General features: G+C 69.6%; 16 protein-coding genes. 5 read left to right on the top strand and 11 right to left on the bottom strand.

Translation table 11 applies throughout. The annotated features are described in order from the left end of the window. Window positions 1-26: 26 nt before the first annotated feature. The 3 genes from ppk2 to AB0F10_RS16285 all read right to left on the bottom strand — a co-directional run bounded on the left by ppk2 (window position 27) and on the right by AB0F10_RS16285 (window position 4,442). Window positions 27-893, bottom strand: a complete 867-nt coding sequence (gene ppk2 / locus AB0F10_RS16275) for a polyphosphate kinase 2 (RefSeq protein WP_360624637.1) — start codon at window positions 891-893, stop codon at window positions 27-29. 17 nt (window positions 894-910) lie between these two features. Beyond that, a complete protein-coding gene (locus AB0F10_RS16280) occupies window positions 911-3,799 on the bottom strand; it encodes a cation-transporting P-type ATPase (protein ID WP_360624640.1) in 2,889 nt (962 codons plus the stop codon). A 109-nt stretch (window positions 3,800-3,908) separates the two neighbouring features. Beyond that, window positions 3,909-4,442 carry a hypothetical protein gene (locus tag AB0F10_RS16285; RefSeq protein WP_360624643.1) on the bottom strand — a complete coding sequence of 178 codons (534 nt, stop codon included), beginning with the start codon at window positions 4,440-4,442 and terminating at the stop codon, window positions 3,909-3,911. A 220-nt stretch (window positions 4,443-4,662) separates the two neighbouring features. Here AB0F10_RS16285 and AB0F10_RS16290 point away from each other — a divergent pair, with 220 nt between their 5' ends. Next, complete coding sequence (locus AB0F10_RS16290) at window positions 4,663-6,087, top strand: alpha/beta hydrolase (protein ID WP_360624646.1); 1,425 nt, start codon at window positions 4,663-4,665, stop codon at window positions 6,085-6,087. Window positions 6,088-6,275: 188 nt separating this feature from the next. Further along, on the top strand, window positions 6,276-6,620 hold the full coding sequence (locus AB0F10_RS16295; protein ID WP_360624649.1) for a VOC family protein: 345 nt from the start codon (window positions 6,276-6,278) through the stop codon (window positions 6,618-6,620). Here AB0F10_RS16295 and AB0F10_RS16300 read toward each other — a convergent pair. Beyond that, window positions 6,610-7,059: a group II truncated hemoglobin gene (locus AB0F10_RS16300; RefSeq protein ID WP_360624652.1), complete on the bottom strand. Its 450-nt coding sequence runs from the start codon at window positions 7,057-7,059 to the stop codon at window positions 6,610-6,612. The genes AB0F10_RS16295 and AB0F10_RS16300 overlap by 11 nt on opposite strands. Window positions 7,060-7,174: 115 nt before the next feature. Here AB0F10_RS16300 and AB0F10_RS16305 point away from each other — a divergent pair, with 115 nt between their 5' ends. Next, complete coding sequence (locus AB0F10_RS16305; protein ID WP_360624655.1) at window positions 7,175-8,074, top strand: aminoglycoside phosphotransferase family protein; 900 nt, start codon at window positions 7,175-7,177, stop codon at window positions 8,072-8,074. 64 nt (window positions 8,075-8,138) lie between these two features. Here the strand turns inward: AB0F10_RS16305 and AB0F10_RS16310 are convergent, their stop codons facing one another. The 6 genes from AB0F10_RS16310 to AB0F10_RS16335 form a co-directional block, all read right to left on the bottom strand. Next, complete coding sequence (locus AB0F10_RS16310; protein ID WP_360624658.1) at window positions 8,139-8,954, bottom strand: SDR family oxidoreductase; 816 nt, start codon at window positions 8,952-8,954, stop codon at window positions 8,139-8,141. Then, complete coding sequence (locus AB0F10_RS16315; protein ID WP_360624660.1) at window positions 8,951-9,169, bottom strand: ferredoxin; 219 nt, start codon at window positions 9,167-9,169, stop codon at window positions 8,951-8,953. The genes AB0F10_RS16310 and AB0F10_RS16315 overlap by 4 nt, the downstream gene beginning before the upstream one ends. Next, on the bottom strand, window positions 9,166-10,371 hold the full coding sequence (locus AB0F10_RS16320) for a cytochrome P450 (RefSeq protein ID WP_360624663.1): 1,206 nt from the start codon (window positions 10,369-10,371) through the stop codon (window positions 9,166-9,168). The genes AB0F10_RS16315 and AB0F10_RS16320 overlap by 4 nt, the downstream gene beginning before the upstream one ends. 39 nt (window positions 10,372-10,410) lie before the next feature. After that, window positions 10,411-11,160 carry a response regulator transcription factor gene (locus AB0F10_RS16325; protein ID WP_360624666.1) on the bottom strand — a complete coding sequence of 250 codons (750 nt, stop codon included), beginning with the start codon at window positions 11,158-11,160 and terminating at the stop codon, window positions 10,411-10,413. Between the two features lie 96 nt (window positions 11,161-11,256). Continuing rightward, window positions 11,257-11,817: an HD domain-containing protein gene (locus AB0F10_RS16330; protein ID WP_360624669.1), complete on the bottom strand. Its 561-nt coding sequence runs from the start codon at window positions 11,815-11,817 to the stop codon at window positions 11,257-11,259. 15 nt (window positions 11,818-11,832) lie between these two features. After that, window positions 11,833-12,951 carry a helix-turn-helix transcriptional regulator gene (locus AB0F10_RS16335; RefSeq protein ID WP_360624672.1) on the bottom strand — a complete coding sequence of 373 codons (1,119 nt, stop codon included), beginning with the start codon at window positions 12,949-12,951 and terminating at the stop codon, window positions 11,833-11,835. Window positions 12,952-13,805: 854 nt separating this feature from the next. Between AB0F10_RS16335 and AB0F10_RS16340 the strand changes: the two genes are divergently transcribed. Then, window positions 13,806-15,140 carry a hypothetical protein gene (locus tag AB0F10_RS16340; protein WP_360624675.1) on the top strand — a complete coding sequence of 445 codons (1,335 nt, stop codon included), beginning with the start codon at window positions 13,806-13,808 and terminating at the stop codon, window positions 15,138-15,140. A 147-nt stretch (window positions 15,141-15,287) separates the two neighbouring features. Here the strand turns inward: AB0F10_RS16340 and AB0F10_RS16345 are convergent, their stop codons facing one another. After that, window positions 15,288-15,968 carry a helix-turn-helix domain-containing protein gene (locus AB0F10_RS16345; RefSeq protein WP_360624678.1) on the bottom strand — a complete coding sequence of 227 codons (681 nt, stop codon included), beginning with the start codon at window positions 15,966-15,968 and terminating at the stop codon, window positions 15,288-15,290. A gap of 88 nt (window positions 15,969-16,056) precedes the next feature. On the opposite strand from AB0F10_RS16345, the gene AB0F10_RS16350 reads away from it, so the two are divergent. Further along, window positions 16,057-16,485, top strand: a complete 429-nt coding sequence (locus AB0F10_RS16350) for a hypothetical protein (RefSeq protein ID WP_360624681.1) — start codon at window positions 16,057-16,059, stop codon at window positions 16,483-16,485. Window positions 16,486-16,504: the final 19 nt, after the last annotated feature.

Consider the following 16,504-nt stretch of genomic DNA (forward strand, 5'->3'; position numbering starts at 1 on the left):
CCTCGCCTCGACCGGGACCGCGCCGCTCAGTACGGCGTCGGGATGTGCCGGACCATCAGATGATCGGAGTCGTAGCCGTGCGCCTTCTGCCGTTTCGGCAGGACCACGTCCCCGTGCTCCAGCGGCGTGTAGGGAATCTGGCTCAGCAGGTGGCTGATGACGTTGAGCCGGGCCCGCTTCTTGTCGTCGCTGTGCACCACGTACCAGGGCGCCCAGGCCGTGTCCGTGGCGCGGAACATCGCGTCGCGGGCGCGGGCGTAGTCGTACCACCGGCTGTAGGACAACAGGTCCAGGTCGGACAGCTTCCAGACCTTGCGCGGGTCGTTGATCCGGCTCTCCAGCCGGCGGGTCTGCTCCTCGGGGCTCACCTCGAGCCAGTACTTGAGCAGGATCACTCCGGAGTCCACTATGGTCTGCTCCACGGCGGGGGTGAATCTCAGGAACTGGTCCACCTGTTCGTCGGTGCAGAATCCCATCACCCGCTCGACGCCGGCCCGGTTGTACCAGCTGCGGTCGAAGATGACCACGTCGCCGGCGCCGGGCAGGTGCGGAAGGTACCGCTGCAGGTACATCTGCGACCGCTCGCGCTCGGTCGGAGCGGGCAGCGCGAGGACCCGGAACGTACGCGGGCTGACGCGTTCGGTGATCGCCTTGATGGTGCCGCCCTTGCCGGCCGTGTCGCGTCCCTCGAACAGGATGCAGACCTTCGCGCCGGTGGACTTCACCCACTCCTGCATGGCGACGAGCTCGCCGTGCAGGCGGCGCAGCTCGCGGAGGTACTCCTTGCGCTTCATCAGCGGCTGCGGCTTGACGCCGTCCGGACCGGAGTCCAGTTCGGCCAGCAGGCCGGCCCCGTCGGCCCGGTGATCGGTTTTCGTGTGGTGCTTGGCCATGTGGACTCCTCCGTTGATCAGCCGGCTGCCGGCACGTGGTCCGGGCGCGCGCGCTGCGGTTCGACGGCCTGGCGGGCGTCGAGGGCCGCGCGGGGCAGCCGCGAGCGCCGGATCCACTTGACCGTCTCGACGACCGCCGGCAGCACCAGCGCGAGGCCGATGCAGGCCAGCCACTGCGGGCCGGTGAGCGGCTTGGTGAGCAGGCTCTGCCGCAGGAAGTCGGCCTGGGTCGCCAGGACGACGAAGGCGACCGCGATCAGGCCGATCGCCACGGCCTTGAGGATCGGCGGGCCCAGTCCGGTGGCCGGGTCCCGGCGGTTGGTCAGCGCGTTGCACACCGTGCCGAGGCCCATCACCACGAACGACATGGTCACCGCGGCGCTGGGTGCGGTCGTGCTCAGGTCGTCCGGCCCGAAGACGAGCGGCACCAGGGCGGACACGAACAGCGCGCTCGCGTAGAGCAGCCAGAGCAGGACGGCGCCGCGGTTCGTGATGGTGATCTTCGGGTCGCGCGGCGGGCGCAGCATGACCTGGGGATCGCCCGGGTCGACGGCGATGATGATCACGCCGACCACGGTCGCGCAGAACAGCAGGTAGAGCACCATCGACGGGGTCAGCGCCACGCCCTGGTTGATGTTGAACGCGGTGGCCGCGACGAACAGCATCACGAGCCCCAGCAGCTGCGTCATCTGGAACCGGACGTACGCCACGATCTTGTCGTAGACCCGCCGGCCGATCTCCACGGCGTGCACCAGCGTGCCGAAGTTGTCGTCGGTGAGGATCATCCGGGCGGCCTGCTTGGTGACCTCGCTGCCGCTGCCCATCGCCACGCCGATGTCCGCCTGTTTCAGCGCGGCGGCGTCGTTGACCGCGTCGCCGGTCATCGCGACGATCAGGCCCTGCTCCTGCATGGCGCGGGCGAGCCGCAGCTTGTCCTGCGGTGAGACGCGCCCGAAGACGTGCAGCTCCGGAAGCCGCCGGTCCAGCTCGGCGTCGGACATGGCCTGCAGTTCGGGACCGCTGATCGCGCCCGGCCCGAGGCCGAGCGTCTCGCCGATGGCCCGGGCGGTGACCGCGTGGTCGCCGGTGATCATCCGGACGTCGATGCCGGCCCGCAGCGCGATGCCGACGGCGTCCTTGGCCTCGGCGCGCAGCGGGTCCACGATGCCGACCATGGCGACGAAGCCCAGGTCGCCGGCGAGCGACATCGGGTCCGCGGCCATCGCCGGCAGCTCGTCCGGTTCGATGAACCGCGCCGCGAACGCGAGCACCCGCAGGCCCTGGCCGGCCATCCGCTGGTTGGCCGCCTCGACCGCGGCACGCGAGTCGACCATCGGCGCCCGGCCGTCCCGCAACGGGCCGCCGGCCCAGCCGCAGCGGGCCAGCACGATGTCCGGCGCGCCCTTGACCAGCTCGATCACCCGTTCCGCGCCGTCCAGCTGGATGCGGTGGAAGGTGGCCATGAACTTGTAGTCGGAGTCGAACGGCACCTCGGCGAGCCGGGGATAGGCGCGCCGGGTCTCCTCGGCGTCGACGCCGAGCTTGGCCGCGAGCACCACCACGGCCGCCTCGGTCGGGTCGCCGACCACCGCGCCGTCGTCGCGTACGGTGGCGTCGCTGTCCAGGGCGACGCCCATGGCGAGCCGGGTGAAGTCCGGCATCGGCGTGCCGGCGACCGACGTGATCCGGCCGGACTTGCGGTAGCCCTCGCCCTCGACGGTGTACCAGGCGCCGTCGGCGTAGATGACCGACACCATCATCTCGTTCATGGTGAGGGTGCCGGTCTTGTCGGTGTTGATGACGCTGGTGGCGCCCAGCGTCTCCACATCGGTGAGGTTCTTGACCACGGCCTTGGCGTCGGCCAGGTCCTTGGCACCGGCGGACAGCAGGCCGGACACGAACGCCGGCATGCCGGTCGGGATGGCCGAGATGGCCATGGCGGTGCCCAGCAGCAGCAGCTGCTCCAGCTCCATGCCGCGGATCCAGCCCACCACGACGATGAAGGCGACCGCGGTCCAGGCCACCACGCCGAGCACCTTGGTCAGCGAGTCGAGCTCGCGCTGCAGCGGCGACCGGGTCCGGGTCACCCCGGTCAGCAGGGTCGCGATCTGGCCCATCTGGGTGCGCATCCCTGTCTCGGTGACCACCATCGAGGCCGTGCCCCGGGTGACCGAGGTGTTCTGGAACGCCATGTTGGCCCGGTCGCCGAGCGCGACGTCGCCGGGCGGCAGGGTGGCGGCGTTCTTGGCCACCGGCGCGCTCTCCCCGGTCAGCGCCGCCTCCTGGGTCTCCAGCGTGGCGGAGCGCAGCAGCCTGCCGTCGGCCGGCACCAGGTCTCCGGCCTCGAGGTGCACGATGTCGCCCGGCACCAGATCGACGGCCGGGACGAGGGCCGCCTCGTCGTCGCGGAGCACCCGGGCCTCGGGCACCTGCATCCTCGACAGGGCGTCGACGCTGGCCCGGGCGGTCAGCTCCTGGCGGACGCCGAGGACCAGGTTCAGCAGGATCAGCAGGCCGACGATGACGGCCGTGGAGACCTCGCCGATGAGCAGGCTCACCACGACGACGGCGATCAGCATGAGGTTCATCGGGTCGCGCAGCAGCTGCAGCGTGATGGCCCACACCGACGGCGGTTTCTCGCGGGTGATCTGGTTCGGGCCGTACCGCGACAGCCGGGTGGCCGCCTCGGCACGGGTCAGCCCGTGCTCGGCGTCGCCGCCCAGCGCCGTCAGCACGGCGGCGGGCTCCTGGGCGTACCAGGTCTGCTGTCCGCCGGTCGTGCCGGATGGGTTCTTCTCGATGGTTCCGGTGCCGTTGCTCACTGAGGTGCCCCCTTGCAGCGTCGCCAGGGTGGTCCGGCCGACCTGCACGTCAAGAGTCACCCGATGGTGGCGGGCGCTCCTCATCCGACGCGGATGGTTTCCCGGCCGGCCGAAAGGCCGCGGGCGGCCGGCCGTTCCCGGTGGTCCGGCGCCCGGCGTGGAGGGCCGGCATCGAGGATGCCGGCCCGGTGAGCTACTCGGCGCCGGCGTTCTTGACGTCCTGCTCGATCGCGGCGGTGTCGGCCTCGAGCTGCCGGGCCTCCACCTTCGCGGCCCGCTTCATGGCCCGCTCGACCTTGGCGCCCATGTCCGAGACCGCCACCACCACCAGCCCCGCCTGGCCGGCGTCGAGATGCTCGCCGAGCTCCTTGAGGTCCTTGCGGCTCATCCCCGCCGCCGCATGACCGGTCACGGACCCGAGCAGCGCCCCGCCGGCCGCGGTCGCCGCCAGCAGGCCGCCGCCGATCGCCGCGAACGGGAACAGCGCGACGACCAGGCCGGTGGCGAGCCCGACCCCGCCGCCGAGCACCCCGCCGACCCGGGTCGGCGTCTCGTGCTTCTTGACGATCTTGGTCTTGCCGTCGGAGCGGCGCTCGACCACGGCCGCGTCGTAGGCGTCGATCAGCCTCGCCTCGGTATGCAGATCCTTCACCAGCTGGTAGTCCGCCTCCGCGGCTTCGACGCTGGGATACACCCCGACATAGACCATGAACGTGTCGATAGCCATGCTCGTCCCCTCTCCGGGCGATCATCCTGTCCACCGCCGACAATGGCCCGGCAAAACGGACACCGCCTCACTCCCGGCAGATGAAATCCGTACGCCGGAAGAGGGAAGCTTCCGCGTCCACACCGGACGAGCGGCGCGATCAGGGATACCTCAGGGTGATCCCCTATGTCGCCACACCGAGACGTTGATCGATGCTCGGAAGGTCGACCGAAGGAACGTCATGACCCTCCGCAGCGCCGCTCGAAGCCTGGCCGCCGTCGTCACCGTCGCGGTGGTGACCGTGCCGGCGTTCGCTCCCGCGGCGTCCGGCGCCGAGGGCCCGAGACCGGCGCTCGCCTGGCAGGCGTGCCCGGATGACATTCCCAACCTGCCGCTCGACCCGGACGACCCGGCGAGGTGCGCCGCGCTGCGACTGCCGGTCGACTGGGCGCGGCCGCACGGCGCGACGTTCGACCTGATGGTGGCGCGCCGGCCGGCCCGCGACCCCGAGCGGCGCGTCGGCACGCTCGTGTTCGGCCCCGGCGGCCCGGGCGACTCCGGCGTGGAGCGGATCCGCCGCGGCAACCGGTTCAGCCAGGAGATCCTCGACAGGTTCGACACGGTGAGCTTCGACCCGCGCGGGGTGGCCCGCAGCGGCGCACCGACCTGCGTGCCGCCGTCGCCGCCGCCGCCGAAGCTGCTGGCCGATCAGGCCGGCTTCGACGCGACCGTCGCCTACAACCGGGCGCTGTGGAACGCCTGCCGCCCGACCAGCCCGGTCTTCGACCATTCCGACACGCTCAGCACCGTGCGGGACCTCGACGCGCTGCGCCGCGCCCTCGGAGAGCGCACGCTCACCTTCCACGGCAGCTCATACGGAACGCTGCTGGGCACGCAGTACGCCGAGCGGTACCCGAACCGGGTCCGGGCCATCGTGCTGGAGGGCGTGTTCGATCACAGCCTCGACCTCCGCACGTTCGTGCGCACCCAGGCGATCGCGCTGCAGGACTCGTTCGACGAGTTCGTGGCCTGGTGCAACCGGAGCGGCGCCTGCGTGCTGCACGGCGGGAACGTCCGGGCGATCTGGGCCGGCGTGCTGGCCCGCGCCGACGCCGGCGAATACGCCCCCTACACGAGCTTCGACATCGCCGCGATCCCGATCGGCGCGCTGGCCGGCCCCGACTGGCCGCACTTTGCCGCCGCCGTCAAGTCGTTGTCCGACGGCATTCCGGTCAAGGCCGCCATTCCAGCACTGCCCACCGCCGTGTTCTGCAACGACTGGCCGGTGCCGCTTCACGACTTCGACGGGTACGCCGAACTCGTCGCGACGGCGGCGGCCGTGGCACCCGACGTGCGCTACGGCGCGGGCCTGCTCGCCACGGTGACGTGCCTGGGCTGGCAGTCGCCGGTGCGCAACCCGGCCCGCGTCCCACGGGTGCGCACCCGGACCCCGCTGTTGCTGCTCAACGCCCGGCACGATCCGCGTACCGGCTACGAGTGGGCCACCCACGTCGCCGCCCAGTTGGGCCGGCACGGCCGGCTGGTCACCTATGACGGATGGGGCCACGGGTCGTACCGGACGACCGGGTGCACCACGGCGGCCGTCGACCGGTACCTGATCGACCTGGTGATACCGGCCCCCGGCACCCGCTGCCCCGCACCCTGATGACGCGGCCTGGAGGCGTGGCCCTGCCGTGCGCCGGGCACCTGCTCCGCGACCTCCCCGTAGCCGATCTTGGCGGGCGCCGCCACCGCCCGCGGCGCGCCGGCCGCGCGCACCACGGTCGGCAAGTCACTGCTGCTGATCAACCACTAACCGCCACGCCCCGCCGGTACCGGCAGTAGGGTCGATGAATGATCAATGGCGCTCACGTGATCATCTACAGCCGCGACGCCGAGGCGGACCGCGCCTTCTTCCGCGACACCCTCGGCTACCCGCACGTCGACGCCGGCCACGGCTGGCTCATCTTCAAGCTGCCGCCCGCCGAGGTCGCCATGCACCCGGCCGACGGCGAGCCGGGCCACGAGCTCTACCTCCTGTGTGACGACCTCGAGGCGACGATGGCGGAGCTGTCCGCGAAGGGCGTCGAGTTCACCATCGCGGTCACCCAGGAGCGCTGGGGGCTGCGCACCGCGGTGCGGCTGCCCGGCGGCGGCGAACTCGGCCTCTACGAGCCGCGGCACCCGGTCATGATCTGACCGGGCCGTCCCAGGTCCACTGCGGAATGCCCAGGCCCGCGGGGACGTCGTCGGCGGATCCGGGATAGCGCGCCATCTCCGTCGTGGTCACCCAGGCGAAGTAGTCGTGCAGTACCCGGCGCAGCGGCTCGGCCGAGAGGCCCGCGTCCGCACACGCCAGGTCGAAGCAGGCGATCGCGCGGCGGTCCATCTCCGCGTGCGCGCCGTTGCCGCTGTGCATCCGTACGACCGAGGCCTCGTCGCCGTGTGACTCCGTGTAGGTGGCGGGGCCGCCGAGGGCCTCGCCCCAGTACGCGGCGAGGCGCTCGGTGTGCCGCGGGTGGAAGCCGTGGCTGAACGCGTGGCCGACGACCTCGTCGGCGAGCACCCGGCGGTGCCAGGCCTCGGCCAGCCTGAGCATGCCCTCGCCGCCGCCGGCCGCCTCGTACACACTCTGCATGGCTCAAGGGTGCCATCGAACGGCAACCTGCGGTTCTTCGCCCGGTACCTGCGCTGACGCCACCGGCGGCGGAAAATCGCTGGTGCCCGGCGCCCGCCGGCGCAACGATCTCGGCGTGACGCTTCACGAGAACGAGATCCCGATCGACGAGGCCGTCATCAGGTCGCTGCTGCGGGCCCAGCGCCCCGACCTGGCCTCGCTCCCGCTGTCGCCGGCGGGCGCGGGCACCGAGAACATCATGTACCGGCTGGGAGACGAGCTGCTCGTCCGGCTGCCGCGTACGGAAGGCAAGGCCCCGCCGCTGATCAAGGAGCAGGCCTGGCTCCCCCGGCTGGCACCGCTGCTGACCTGCCGGATCCCGGAACCGGTCCACGCCGGTACGCCCGGCGCCGGGTACCCGGCACCGTGGTCGATCTACCGCTGGATCGACGGGACCGAGCCCCGGCCGGACACCGTCGTGGACTGGGCCGCCTTCGGCACCGACCTGGCGGCCTTCGTACGGGAACTGCACGGCATCGATCTCATGGGCGCCACCCGCGCCGGCGAGCTGAGCTGGTATCGCGGCGGCAGCCTGAAGGCCCGCGACGAGTGGGTCGGCGCCGACTTCGACACCTGCCGGACCACCGTCGACACCGGCCTCGACATCGATGCCCTGGAGGAGATCTGGCGCGAAACCCTCGCGCTGCCCGAGCCCTCCGGCCCGCACGGGTGGCTGCACGGCGACCTCCGGCCCACCAACCTCCTGGTGGCGGAGGGGCGGCTGCACGCCGTCATCGACTTCGGTGCCCTCTCCGTCGGCTACCCGGACGCCGAGCACGCCACCGTCTGGGACCTGCCGGCGCCGGCGCGGCAGGCGTACCGGAACCTGCTCGGCCTCGACGATCACACCTGGGCCCGGGCCCGCGGGTGGGCGATAGCCGTGGGCATCGGCGGGCTCACCTACTACTGGAACAGCTATCCCGCCTTCGTCGCCGAGTGCCGGACGCGGCTGGAGTCGATCATCGCGGCGGCCTGACACGGCGTCCGCGGGGCGTCGGGGAACGGCGCGGGATTGTCTACCCGACGCCTGACCGGCGCCCCTACCGCGGGCGGTGCCAGCGCAGCCACGCCGCCTGGCCGCCGTCGACGAGAATGTCGGTCCCGGTGAGATAGAGCGATCCGGGCCCGGTCAGGAACGCGACCACCTCGGCGATCTCGCCGGGCGTCGCGGTGCGGCCGATGCCGCAGGCGTCCAGCATCGCCATCATGTGGCCGCCGGTCGGGCCCTGCTGCTCGGCCCGCGCCATCGGGGTGGAGACCACCCCGGGACTGACGGTGTTGATCCGGGCCCCGCGCCGGTTCCAGGCCAGGGCCGCCGCCTGTACGCGGACCTGGTTGGCCCGCTTGGCCAGGATGTACGCGGCGACCCGGTCCGCACCCGCCGACCGGACCACGTCGAGCGACAGCAGTTCCGCCGCGGGCGCCGTGGCGAGGGCCGCCTCCTGGTCCCGGCTCAGGGTGGCGTGGTGGCCGGCCATGCTGGCGACGCAGACCAGCGAGGTGCCCCGGGTGGCCACCGCCTCGAAGGCGTCGATGACGTGCGCGGTGCCGAGCAGGTCGACCTCCATGATCCGCTGGACCGTCGCGGTCGCCGCCGAGACGCCGGCGGTGTGCACCACGGCGATCAGCCGGCCCTCGGCCGCCGCGGCCCCGGCGAGTTCGGCCGTCGCGTGTGCGTCGGACACGTCGGCGACCTGTCCCTTCGCCGCGTACCCCTCGGCGAGCAGCAGGTCGACGGCCCGGCCCAGGAGGTCCGGGACGGCGTCGGCCAGAATCACCGTGCGGCCACTGCCGATCCGGCGGGCCACCGCCTGCCCCATCCCGCCGGCCCCGGTGACCACGACGACGTCATTCACCGCCGCACCAGCCGGATCGCGGCGGCCGGGCAGGCGGACGCCGCCTCGCGCGCCGCGTCGTGGTGCCCGGGGGCCGGCTCGGCGTCGAGCACGACGGAGACGCCGTCCTCGTCACGCTGGTCGAACAGGTCGGGGGCGATCATCGCGCACTGCCCGGCCGCCACGCACCTCGGTTCGTCGAGCTCCACCCGCAGCCTCATCGTCGCCCCGCTCACCAGGTGACCGGGAGGGACCTGAGGCCGTAGGCGACACCCTCCATCGCGAACGGGACCTCCTCGAACGCGACCGCAAGGGCGAGCGTGGGGATGCGGGCGTAGAGGGTGCCGTAGACGACCTGCAGTTCGACGCGGGCCAGCGACTGGCCGATGCACTGGTGCGGGCCGTACCCGAAGGCGTGGTGGGATCGGGCCGGCCGGCGCAGGTCCAGGCGTCCGGGGTCGGGGAACCGCTCGTCGTCCCAGTTCGCGCCGGACAGGTCGAAGATGACGCCGTCGCCGGCCTTGATGACCTCGCCGTGCAGGGGGATGTCCTCGACGGCGATGCGCCGGATCCCGGTGTGCACGATGGTCAGGTAGCGCAGTAACTCCTCGACCGCGCCGGCCACGAACCCCGCGTCGCCGGCGTTCTCCCGCAGCAGCGCCAGCTGATCGGGGTTCCGCAGCAACGCGAGCGTGCCGAGCGAGATCATGTTCGCGCTGGTCTCGTGGCCGGCGATGAGGATGGCGCCGGCCATGGTGACGGCCTCCACCCGGGTCATCTCCCCCGCCCCGACCCGGCCGGCCATCTCGGAGATCACGTCGTCGGCGGGATCGGCCGCCTTCGCGTCGAACAGTTCGCCGAGATATCCGCCCAGCGCCCGGGCGGCCTCCTGCGCCTGCTGCGGCGTCGAATCATGGCTGACCAGCACGTGGCTGGCGGTCTGGAAGAGCTCATGATCCTGGTACGGCGCACCGAGAAGCTCGGTGATGACCAGGGTCGGCACCGGCAGGGCGACGGCCGGTACGAGGTCGGCCGGTTTCGGTCCGGCGAGCAGGTCGTCGATGAGGCCGTCGAGAATCCGCTGGATGTGGGGCCGGAGCGCCTCGACCCGCTTGACCATGAACGGGCCGTTGACCGTACGGCGCAGCCGGGTGTGCTCAGGCGGGTCGGTGTTGGTGATCAGCGCGGGGTGATACGGCGCGGACGCCGCCCGGCTGCGGGTCATGTGCGGGTAACCGGGACGCTTCTCGTCGATGCTCAGCCTCGGGTCGTTGAGCAGGGCCCGCTGGTCGGCGTGGCGGGTGACGAACCAGGGCGTGCTGCCGTCCCAGATGCGGACCCGCCCGACCGGGTTCTCCCGGGTCATCTCCCGCACGGCGGCGGCGGGGGCGAACGGGCAGCCGGGCTCGCGCTCCATCGGGTACTCGGGCTCCGGCATGGGTCTCCTCGGAGGCGGAAGTCAGATAAACACATGCAATCAGAGCGGTCTGACATCGACCGGACAAGAACCTGACGGAACCCTGACGTGACCCAGGTCACGTCGGGCCCCCAGGAAGTACCCGAACCCCCGCTGCGTGTGGATCAACGGCGGCTGCGTCCCGTCGACCTTGCGGCGCAGCCGGGAGACCAGCCGCTCGATGGCGTTGACCCCCCGCGACTCGCGCCACACCTGCCAGGCAAGCTGCTCCTTCGACAGCACCCGCCCGGCGTTGAGCAGCAGGTGCCGCAGCAGCCGGAACTCGGCCGGCGTCACGTCGAGCGCCCGCTCGCCGCGCCAGGCCCGGCAGACGACCTCGTCGAGCAGCAGATCACCGTGCCGCAGCAGGGCCGCGGGCAGGCGCCGGTCGCGCAGCAGCACCTGCACCCGGGCCAGCAACTCGGCGCCGCGACACGGCTTGGTGACGTAGTCCCCGACCTCGGTGCCGAGCGCGGGCAGCAGGGTGCCGAGATACTCGCACGCGGTCAGGCAGAGGACCGGCGGCCGCACGGCGAAGGTGGGCCGGTCGCGGGCGAGATCATGCAGGTCCGGGATCTCCACATCGAACACGATCAGGTCGACGGGACACTCGCGGAGCACGTCGAGCGCGGCGCGGCCGGTCCCGGCCGCCGTGACCGCGTAACCGGCCAGGCTCAACTGGGCCGCGAGCGAGCCGCGCAGGTCCGGGTCCGGCACCACCACCAGCACGCGCGAGTCGTATCCCGAGCGCTCCGCCTCTCTGACGTGCATGGCGTTGTCCCCCGCCCCGAAGTCGACGCCCTCCGCAGTGGACCCGTACCGCGGAGCCGCTCAGTCTCACGGTAGTTCAGGGATCGATCCCCCGGCTCATCTGTCACGCCATGACAGCGGAGACAGGCCAATCGCCGCTTCGGCGATTCGCCGACCCGTCCCGGTTCTCAGATCCTTGCGCGCAGAGTCGATCCAGCCGTCGACTCGGCGGACGCCGGCGTCGCGGTATTCCACGGCCTGAAGCAGCATCTCCAGCTTGTCGGCGTCTTTTGCGCAGAGCGCCTCAAGCGTCTTCCGCGCCTCGTACTCGTCGACTGCGGCACGAACCGTCTCGCGGGACCGCCGGGGAAGGTCGTTCGTCTGATCGGCGGTGATCTGCCGTGGGTCGGGCTTGGCCAGGTACGCGGCGGCCGTGTGTGGGAGGTCGCCGGTGCGGGTCTCCTGCGTGTCATGCCACAACGCGAGGAAAGCGGCACGGGCCGGGTCGGCGCCCTCCTCTGCGGCTATGAGGGCGGCCAACTGTGCGGTGCGCATGGTGTGCTCGGCCACGGACTCGGGATCCCGGACACCGGCGTGCCACCAGCCGGTGCGGCGGACGCGTTTCAGCAGGCCCAACTCGTATCCGAATGCGGCGATCGACTCGGCGTCCTCTGGCACGATTGTTCCTTCCTCCTACCGGTCGGCGATGCGTACCGCGTACTGAAGTCCGGCGAGCTGGTCTCGCTCGGCTCTACTCAGATCCGCTGAGGAAGCGAGCCTATCGAGCACTTCGGTGAGCGATTCTCTTGTGGCTGGCCGGCCGCCGAGCAGTTCCGGCCGCGATGCCACGAGCGCGTGGATGGTGCAAACGTTCAAGGGGCGCTGCGGTGAGGTCGGGTCGAGGCGCTCCATCAGATGTCGCAGGAGCCGGCTTCCGGCCCACGAACGGGTGTCGGCAGCCAGCATGAAGCCGTCGCTGGTCTGCTCGTCGCTGAGCTCGCCGATCCAGTAGGCCCAGTAGTTGAGGTTCGCTAACCTTCCGGATTGGTCGGTCATGTGATCAACAAAGTCGTAGAGATGGGTGCTGTCACCGGCGACGGCCAGGGCCACTGATGCGGAGCGGGCCTCCAGGAGTTCCGCGATGTCGCCGCCTCCTGGCCCCCGGCGTCCAGCACGGTTCCATTCGGTGCGAAGCCAGTCGACGACCTCCGGGCGCCCGTCGAAGCCGAGGAGGTAGACGGCCTGGCGACGCAAGAGAGCCTGGTCCGAGCGCCGCGCCTGCTCAGCGACAGTCAGCAGGTGGTCAAGAAAGCGGGTCCGTTCCTCAATGCTCAGCGCGGGCTGGGTTGGCGTGGGACCACGCCGGGGGACCTTAGCCGCCAATTCGTGCAGGTGCCTCGGCGTTCGTCCGAGGATCGGCCACAAGATCAGATTGGTACTCGTCCAGCGATGGACGCTTGCGGCGAGGGGGTGGCTATCTGCATCTACCCAAGCGTTGCCCGCGACGATCCCAGTCGAGAGCACCAGGTCCGCCTCGATCGCCTCACGGAGATGGCGTCCCGTAGCTGCCGGTGCACCCAGCCTGGCCAGCCGACCGCACAATCTTAGAAAGTCGCCTGCGCTCATCGCGGAGAGGGGGCGTCGCCCGGACTCCCAGCCTTGCACCGTGGTGACATCGACACCCAGGGCCTCAGCGAGTTTCTCCTGCGTCAGTGCGATGGACTGGCGCGCAAGTTTCAGCACGAACCCCGATACGAGGCCGATCGTCCGTGAACGCTGACTGCCAGTCAGTGTTTTCGGTCCTCGCGCCACGAAAGCCTCCTTGGCATTTCCCTTTCGCACTGCTCACCCGTACTGAGAGTCAGTTCTACTTTTTGTTATCAGATCGTACCGTCATTAATCGTCGGAACAAACGCGTCGAACAGCAAGAACAAAAGACAAGGCGCTCCGCGTACTCGTGACGGCGGTGATGCTGCGCCCATCGCGAGGAGGCAGGCTGTGGAGAGCACCTACTACGCAATATCGGCAGAGAAACTCCTCGACGACGCTCAGGCGACCCTCAATGATCACATGACGTCGAGTGCTTCGGGGCGCTGCCTGGCCTGCGATTCACCCGGGCCGTGCTGGCGACGGGAGGGCGCCGTGGCGGTGTTCTCGCGGAGTCTGCGGTTACCTGTTCGCCAACCCGGTGCGAGTCAGCCCGAGCTGATCAACGCGCGTCGGGTGCCTGCGCGGCCCGGGTATATCTGGTCGGGCGGAGGAATCTGGCGCGCCTCTGTTTGACAAATGCGCCGACGCAGGAGCGTCGGGTAGGGCAACTCGACTCGTTCAGCAGAGCCGGAAGCCGAAGACTCGACAGCGTGGTGGATGGGTACAGGTTCACCCGTGGTCGAGGCAGGGTCCGGAGCAGCCAAGCGCTCCGGACCCTGCCTGTTCGCAACAGTTACCGCCACCGGCTTCATTGCTTGCTGCGAGGGGACCGGCAGTGAACCCTTTCCCGCGACTCTGCCTTACCGCGACAATCGATGCCAAAGCCAGACTCGTTAGATGCGGAGCCCAGGGATGCGCCGGTCGGGCCGCCGTCGAAGTCGGATCAGCCGTGAAGTCAACTGGACGAACCGAAATATCGGTCGTCGCCAGGACAAAAGCGGTCCACAATACATCGCATGGCTGCGAACAAACAGGATCAGCAAGACTCGCGAGAGTGTCCGATTGTCTCCGCGCGCTCCTTTGGGGTCGCCGGCGAACCTATCGTGCTACACGAAGGGATGATCGAGAGTCCAACAGCGGAGGAGACACTCGGAAGCATTTATCTCTCACTGGATCCCGTTCCGGACTTGAGGTGGAAGGCCCTGTCGGAGTCGAATGATTTCTGGACGGAGGACGGTAATATTCGCATATCATTTAAACGACCGAGTGGATCCGCACGCGCGCAAGGAGTATGTAACACCTATGGCGAGGGTTCCCTCAATGGCGTGCAGGTTACTCGGCCCGGCGCACGTCTTCAGCACGCCATTTTCCATTGGGTTAACCTTCCGCCCATTGCAGGCAACATTCGACTTGAGGTCGGCGGGACCGATTGGGGTCGGAACTCGATGGCAGAACCAGATCGACTGCGGCTAACTGCAGGGGTCTGGGATTTGGTTCTCGATCGTCGAGCGGACTATGAGGAGGTTGTCAAGGATGCGAAGGTGCGGAATCTGTACGCCCTCACGCATGTGATGGACATTCGTCGTACTGATGGCTTCGATTTTGATGCTGAGGAACTCGAGCCCCTGTCTGAAGCCTTGCGATCTGGGCTGTCTTTTGCCTTCGGGCGTTGGGTTTCACCTGCGATGAAGGTTGGGTACGGCCACGGTGGGGAGGCGGTATGGGAGAGCTGGGGGGCTCCGATATGCGATCCATACAAATCCATCGGATCACCCATAATCTACTGGGGCTCGCTTCACGACGTCACCGACTTCATCCAGCGCGTGGTTGATCGGTTCGGCGACCCAGAGCGATACGGAACCGCTAGCTTCCAGATGTTCCTAGCAGCTCAGACCGCAGAGTTGGGTTTCGTGGAGAATAGAATCTTCTCCGCCTTTCCCGCCATTGAAAATTTGTCCTGGGTAACACTGAAATTGGAAGCAGAACGGAGTAACTCAGAATATGAATCGATCGGCGATGCGGCGGCCCGACTTCGGGTGATGCTTGAATTGGCTTCCATCCCGCTAGAAATCGCACCTGAGAGTCTCCCAGGTCTGTACAGTCTCGCCGAAGAAAAGGGTTTAGACGGTCCTGGCACTGTGGTATGGGTGCGAAATCGGCTAGTTCACCCGAAGGACCCTCACGACACCATCTATGGGAAAGAGCACAGGTTCGTCGTCGAAACCTGGTACCTGTCTCGGAATTATCTAGCCTTACTTGTATTGCATTCGATCGGGTACCGGGGCGGATATTTGCCGGCGGTGCCGCCGTTCGGCTATCTGATGGGCGCTGTTCCCGTCCCATGGGTCTAGTTTCTACGGAGCTACCCAGGCTCGCGACCGCTACCCGCAAGAACGTCGTTCACGAGTAGCGCGACGATGCCGGTAGGAGCCAGGTCGGAACGTAGGGTCCTCAGCTTTCGCGGCCAAATGCCGGGCCGAGCCGTCTACATCTGATCGTTACTCCGTGGCGATGGTGACGCAGCAGCGGCCCGGTGCCGGGTCGAGGCGGGCGCACAGGCCGCCGGGGTCGACCGCGTCGAGGACGCCGCAGATGAGGTCGAGGTTGATGCCGCAGACGAGCTCGGTGTAGTCCTTCGCGAGGCTGTGGAAGGGGCAGTTGGCGAGGACGATCTCGTGGCTCTCCGCGCGCGGCTCGTAGCCGTGGCGTTCCAGGACGTCCGCGACCACCTCCGCGGCCGGACCCTCGGCGCCGGTCGCGGTCTCGCCGAGGCGGCGGCCGGTCGTCCGCGCCGCCTCGGTCAGTGCCTCGGCGACCGGGAGCCGCTCCCGGCCGGCGATGGTGATCGCCTCGGCCATCACCTGGCCGGCGAGGTGGTAGCGGCGCTCGGGGAGGCTCACCGCGATGTCCCGGTCCGCGCGGCGGTAGAGCTTGGCGGGCCGCCCCGCGCCGGGGCCGCCGCGGCCGGGTGGGCGGCTGTACTGGACCTCCAGCAGTCCGTCGGCGACGAGCCGGTCGAGGTTGAACTTGGCCACGTGGTGGGCGACGCCGGTTCCCGCGGCGGCGTCCTCCCGGCTGACCGGCTCGCCCCGGGAGACCACGTAGCGGTACAGCCGGCGGCGCACCGGCTCGCTCAGGGCCGCAACGCTTGTCACGTCGGCCACGAAGTCGTCGGTCATGCCGCCCACTCTAACGGACACGCGTCTTGACGAAACCTCGTCGGCGGTTCTAACGTCAACGAATCTTTCCGTTAGAAGGGAGCTCGACATGAGCAGCGTCGCCGCCACCACCACCTCGACCGCCGGGGAACGACTCAGGACCGATCCGGTGTTCCAGGCCTTCTGGATCCTGCGCCTCGGGTTCATCGCCGCGCCGATCCTGTTCGGCCTGGACAAGTTCGCCGGGTTGCTCACCGACTGGGACGACTACCTCGCCCCGGCGATCGACCGGCTCGTGCCCGGCTCGGCACACCAGGCGATGCTCGCGGTCGGCGTGATCGAGATGGTCGCGGGTATCGCGGTCGCGGTCGTGCCGCGCTTCGGCGGATATCTCGTCGCCGCCTGGCTCGGCGGCATCATCGTCAACCTGCTGATCTTGGGCGACTACTACGACGTGGCGCTGCGGGACTTCGGCCTGCTGCTGGGCGCGCTCGCCCTGGCCCGGCTGGCGACGGCCGTCGCGACCGGCCGCCGCTGACCATCGACGCGTCAGGCCG

The organism is Actinoplanes sp. NPDC026623 (assembly GCF_040638275.1).
Lineage (GTDB): Bacteria > Actinomycetota > Actinomycetes > Mycobacteriales > Micromonosporaceae > Actinoplanes.

Coding starts and splice junctions, on each gene's coding strand:
- ppk2 (WP_360624637.1), bottom strand. CDS start 893: ATGGCCAAGCACCACACGAAAACCGATCACCGGGCCGACGGGGCCGGC.
- AB0F10_RS16280 (WP_360624640.1), bottom strand. CDS start 3,799: ATGAGGAGCGCCCGCCACCATCGGGTGACTCTTGACGTGCAGGTCGGC.
- AB0F10_RS16285 (WP_360624643.1), bottom strand. CDS start 4,442: ATGGCTATCGACACGTTCATGGTCTATGTCGGGGTGTATCCCAGCGTC.
- AB0F10_RS16290 (WP_360624646.1), top strand. CDS start 4,663: ATGACCCTCCGCAGCGCCGCTCGAAGCCTGGCCGCCGTCGTCACCGTC.
- AB0F10_RS16295 (WP_360624649.1), top strand. CDS start 6,276: ATGATCAATGGCGCTCACGTGATCATCTACAGCCGCGACGCCGAGGCG.
- AB0F10_RS16300 (WP_360624652.1), bottom strand. CDS start 7,059: ATGCAGAGTGTGTACGAGGCGGCCGGCGGCGGCGAGGGCATGCTCAGG.
- AB0F10_RS16320 (WP_360624663.1), bottom strand. CDS start 10,371: ATGCCGGAGCCCGAGTACCCGATGGAGCGCGAGCCCGGCTGCCCGTTC.
- AB0F10_RS16325 (WP_360624666.1), bottom strand. CDS start 11,160: ATGCACGTCAGAGAGGCGGAGCGCTCGGGATACGACTCGCGCGTGCTG.
- AB0F10_RS16340 (WP_360624675.1), top strand. CDS start 13,806: ATGGCTGCGAACAAACAGGATCAGCAAGACTCGCGAGAGTGTCCGATT.
- AB0F10_RS16345 (WP_360624678.1), bottom strand. CDS start 15,968: ATGACCGACGACTTCGTGGCCGACGTGACAAGCGTTGCGGCCCTGAGC.
- AB0F10_RS16350 (WP_360624681.1), top strand. CDS start 16,057: ATGAGCAGCGTCGCCGCCACCACCACCTCGACCGCCGGGGAACGACTC.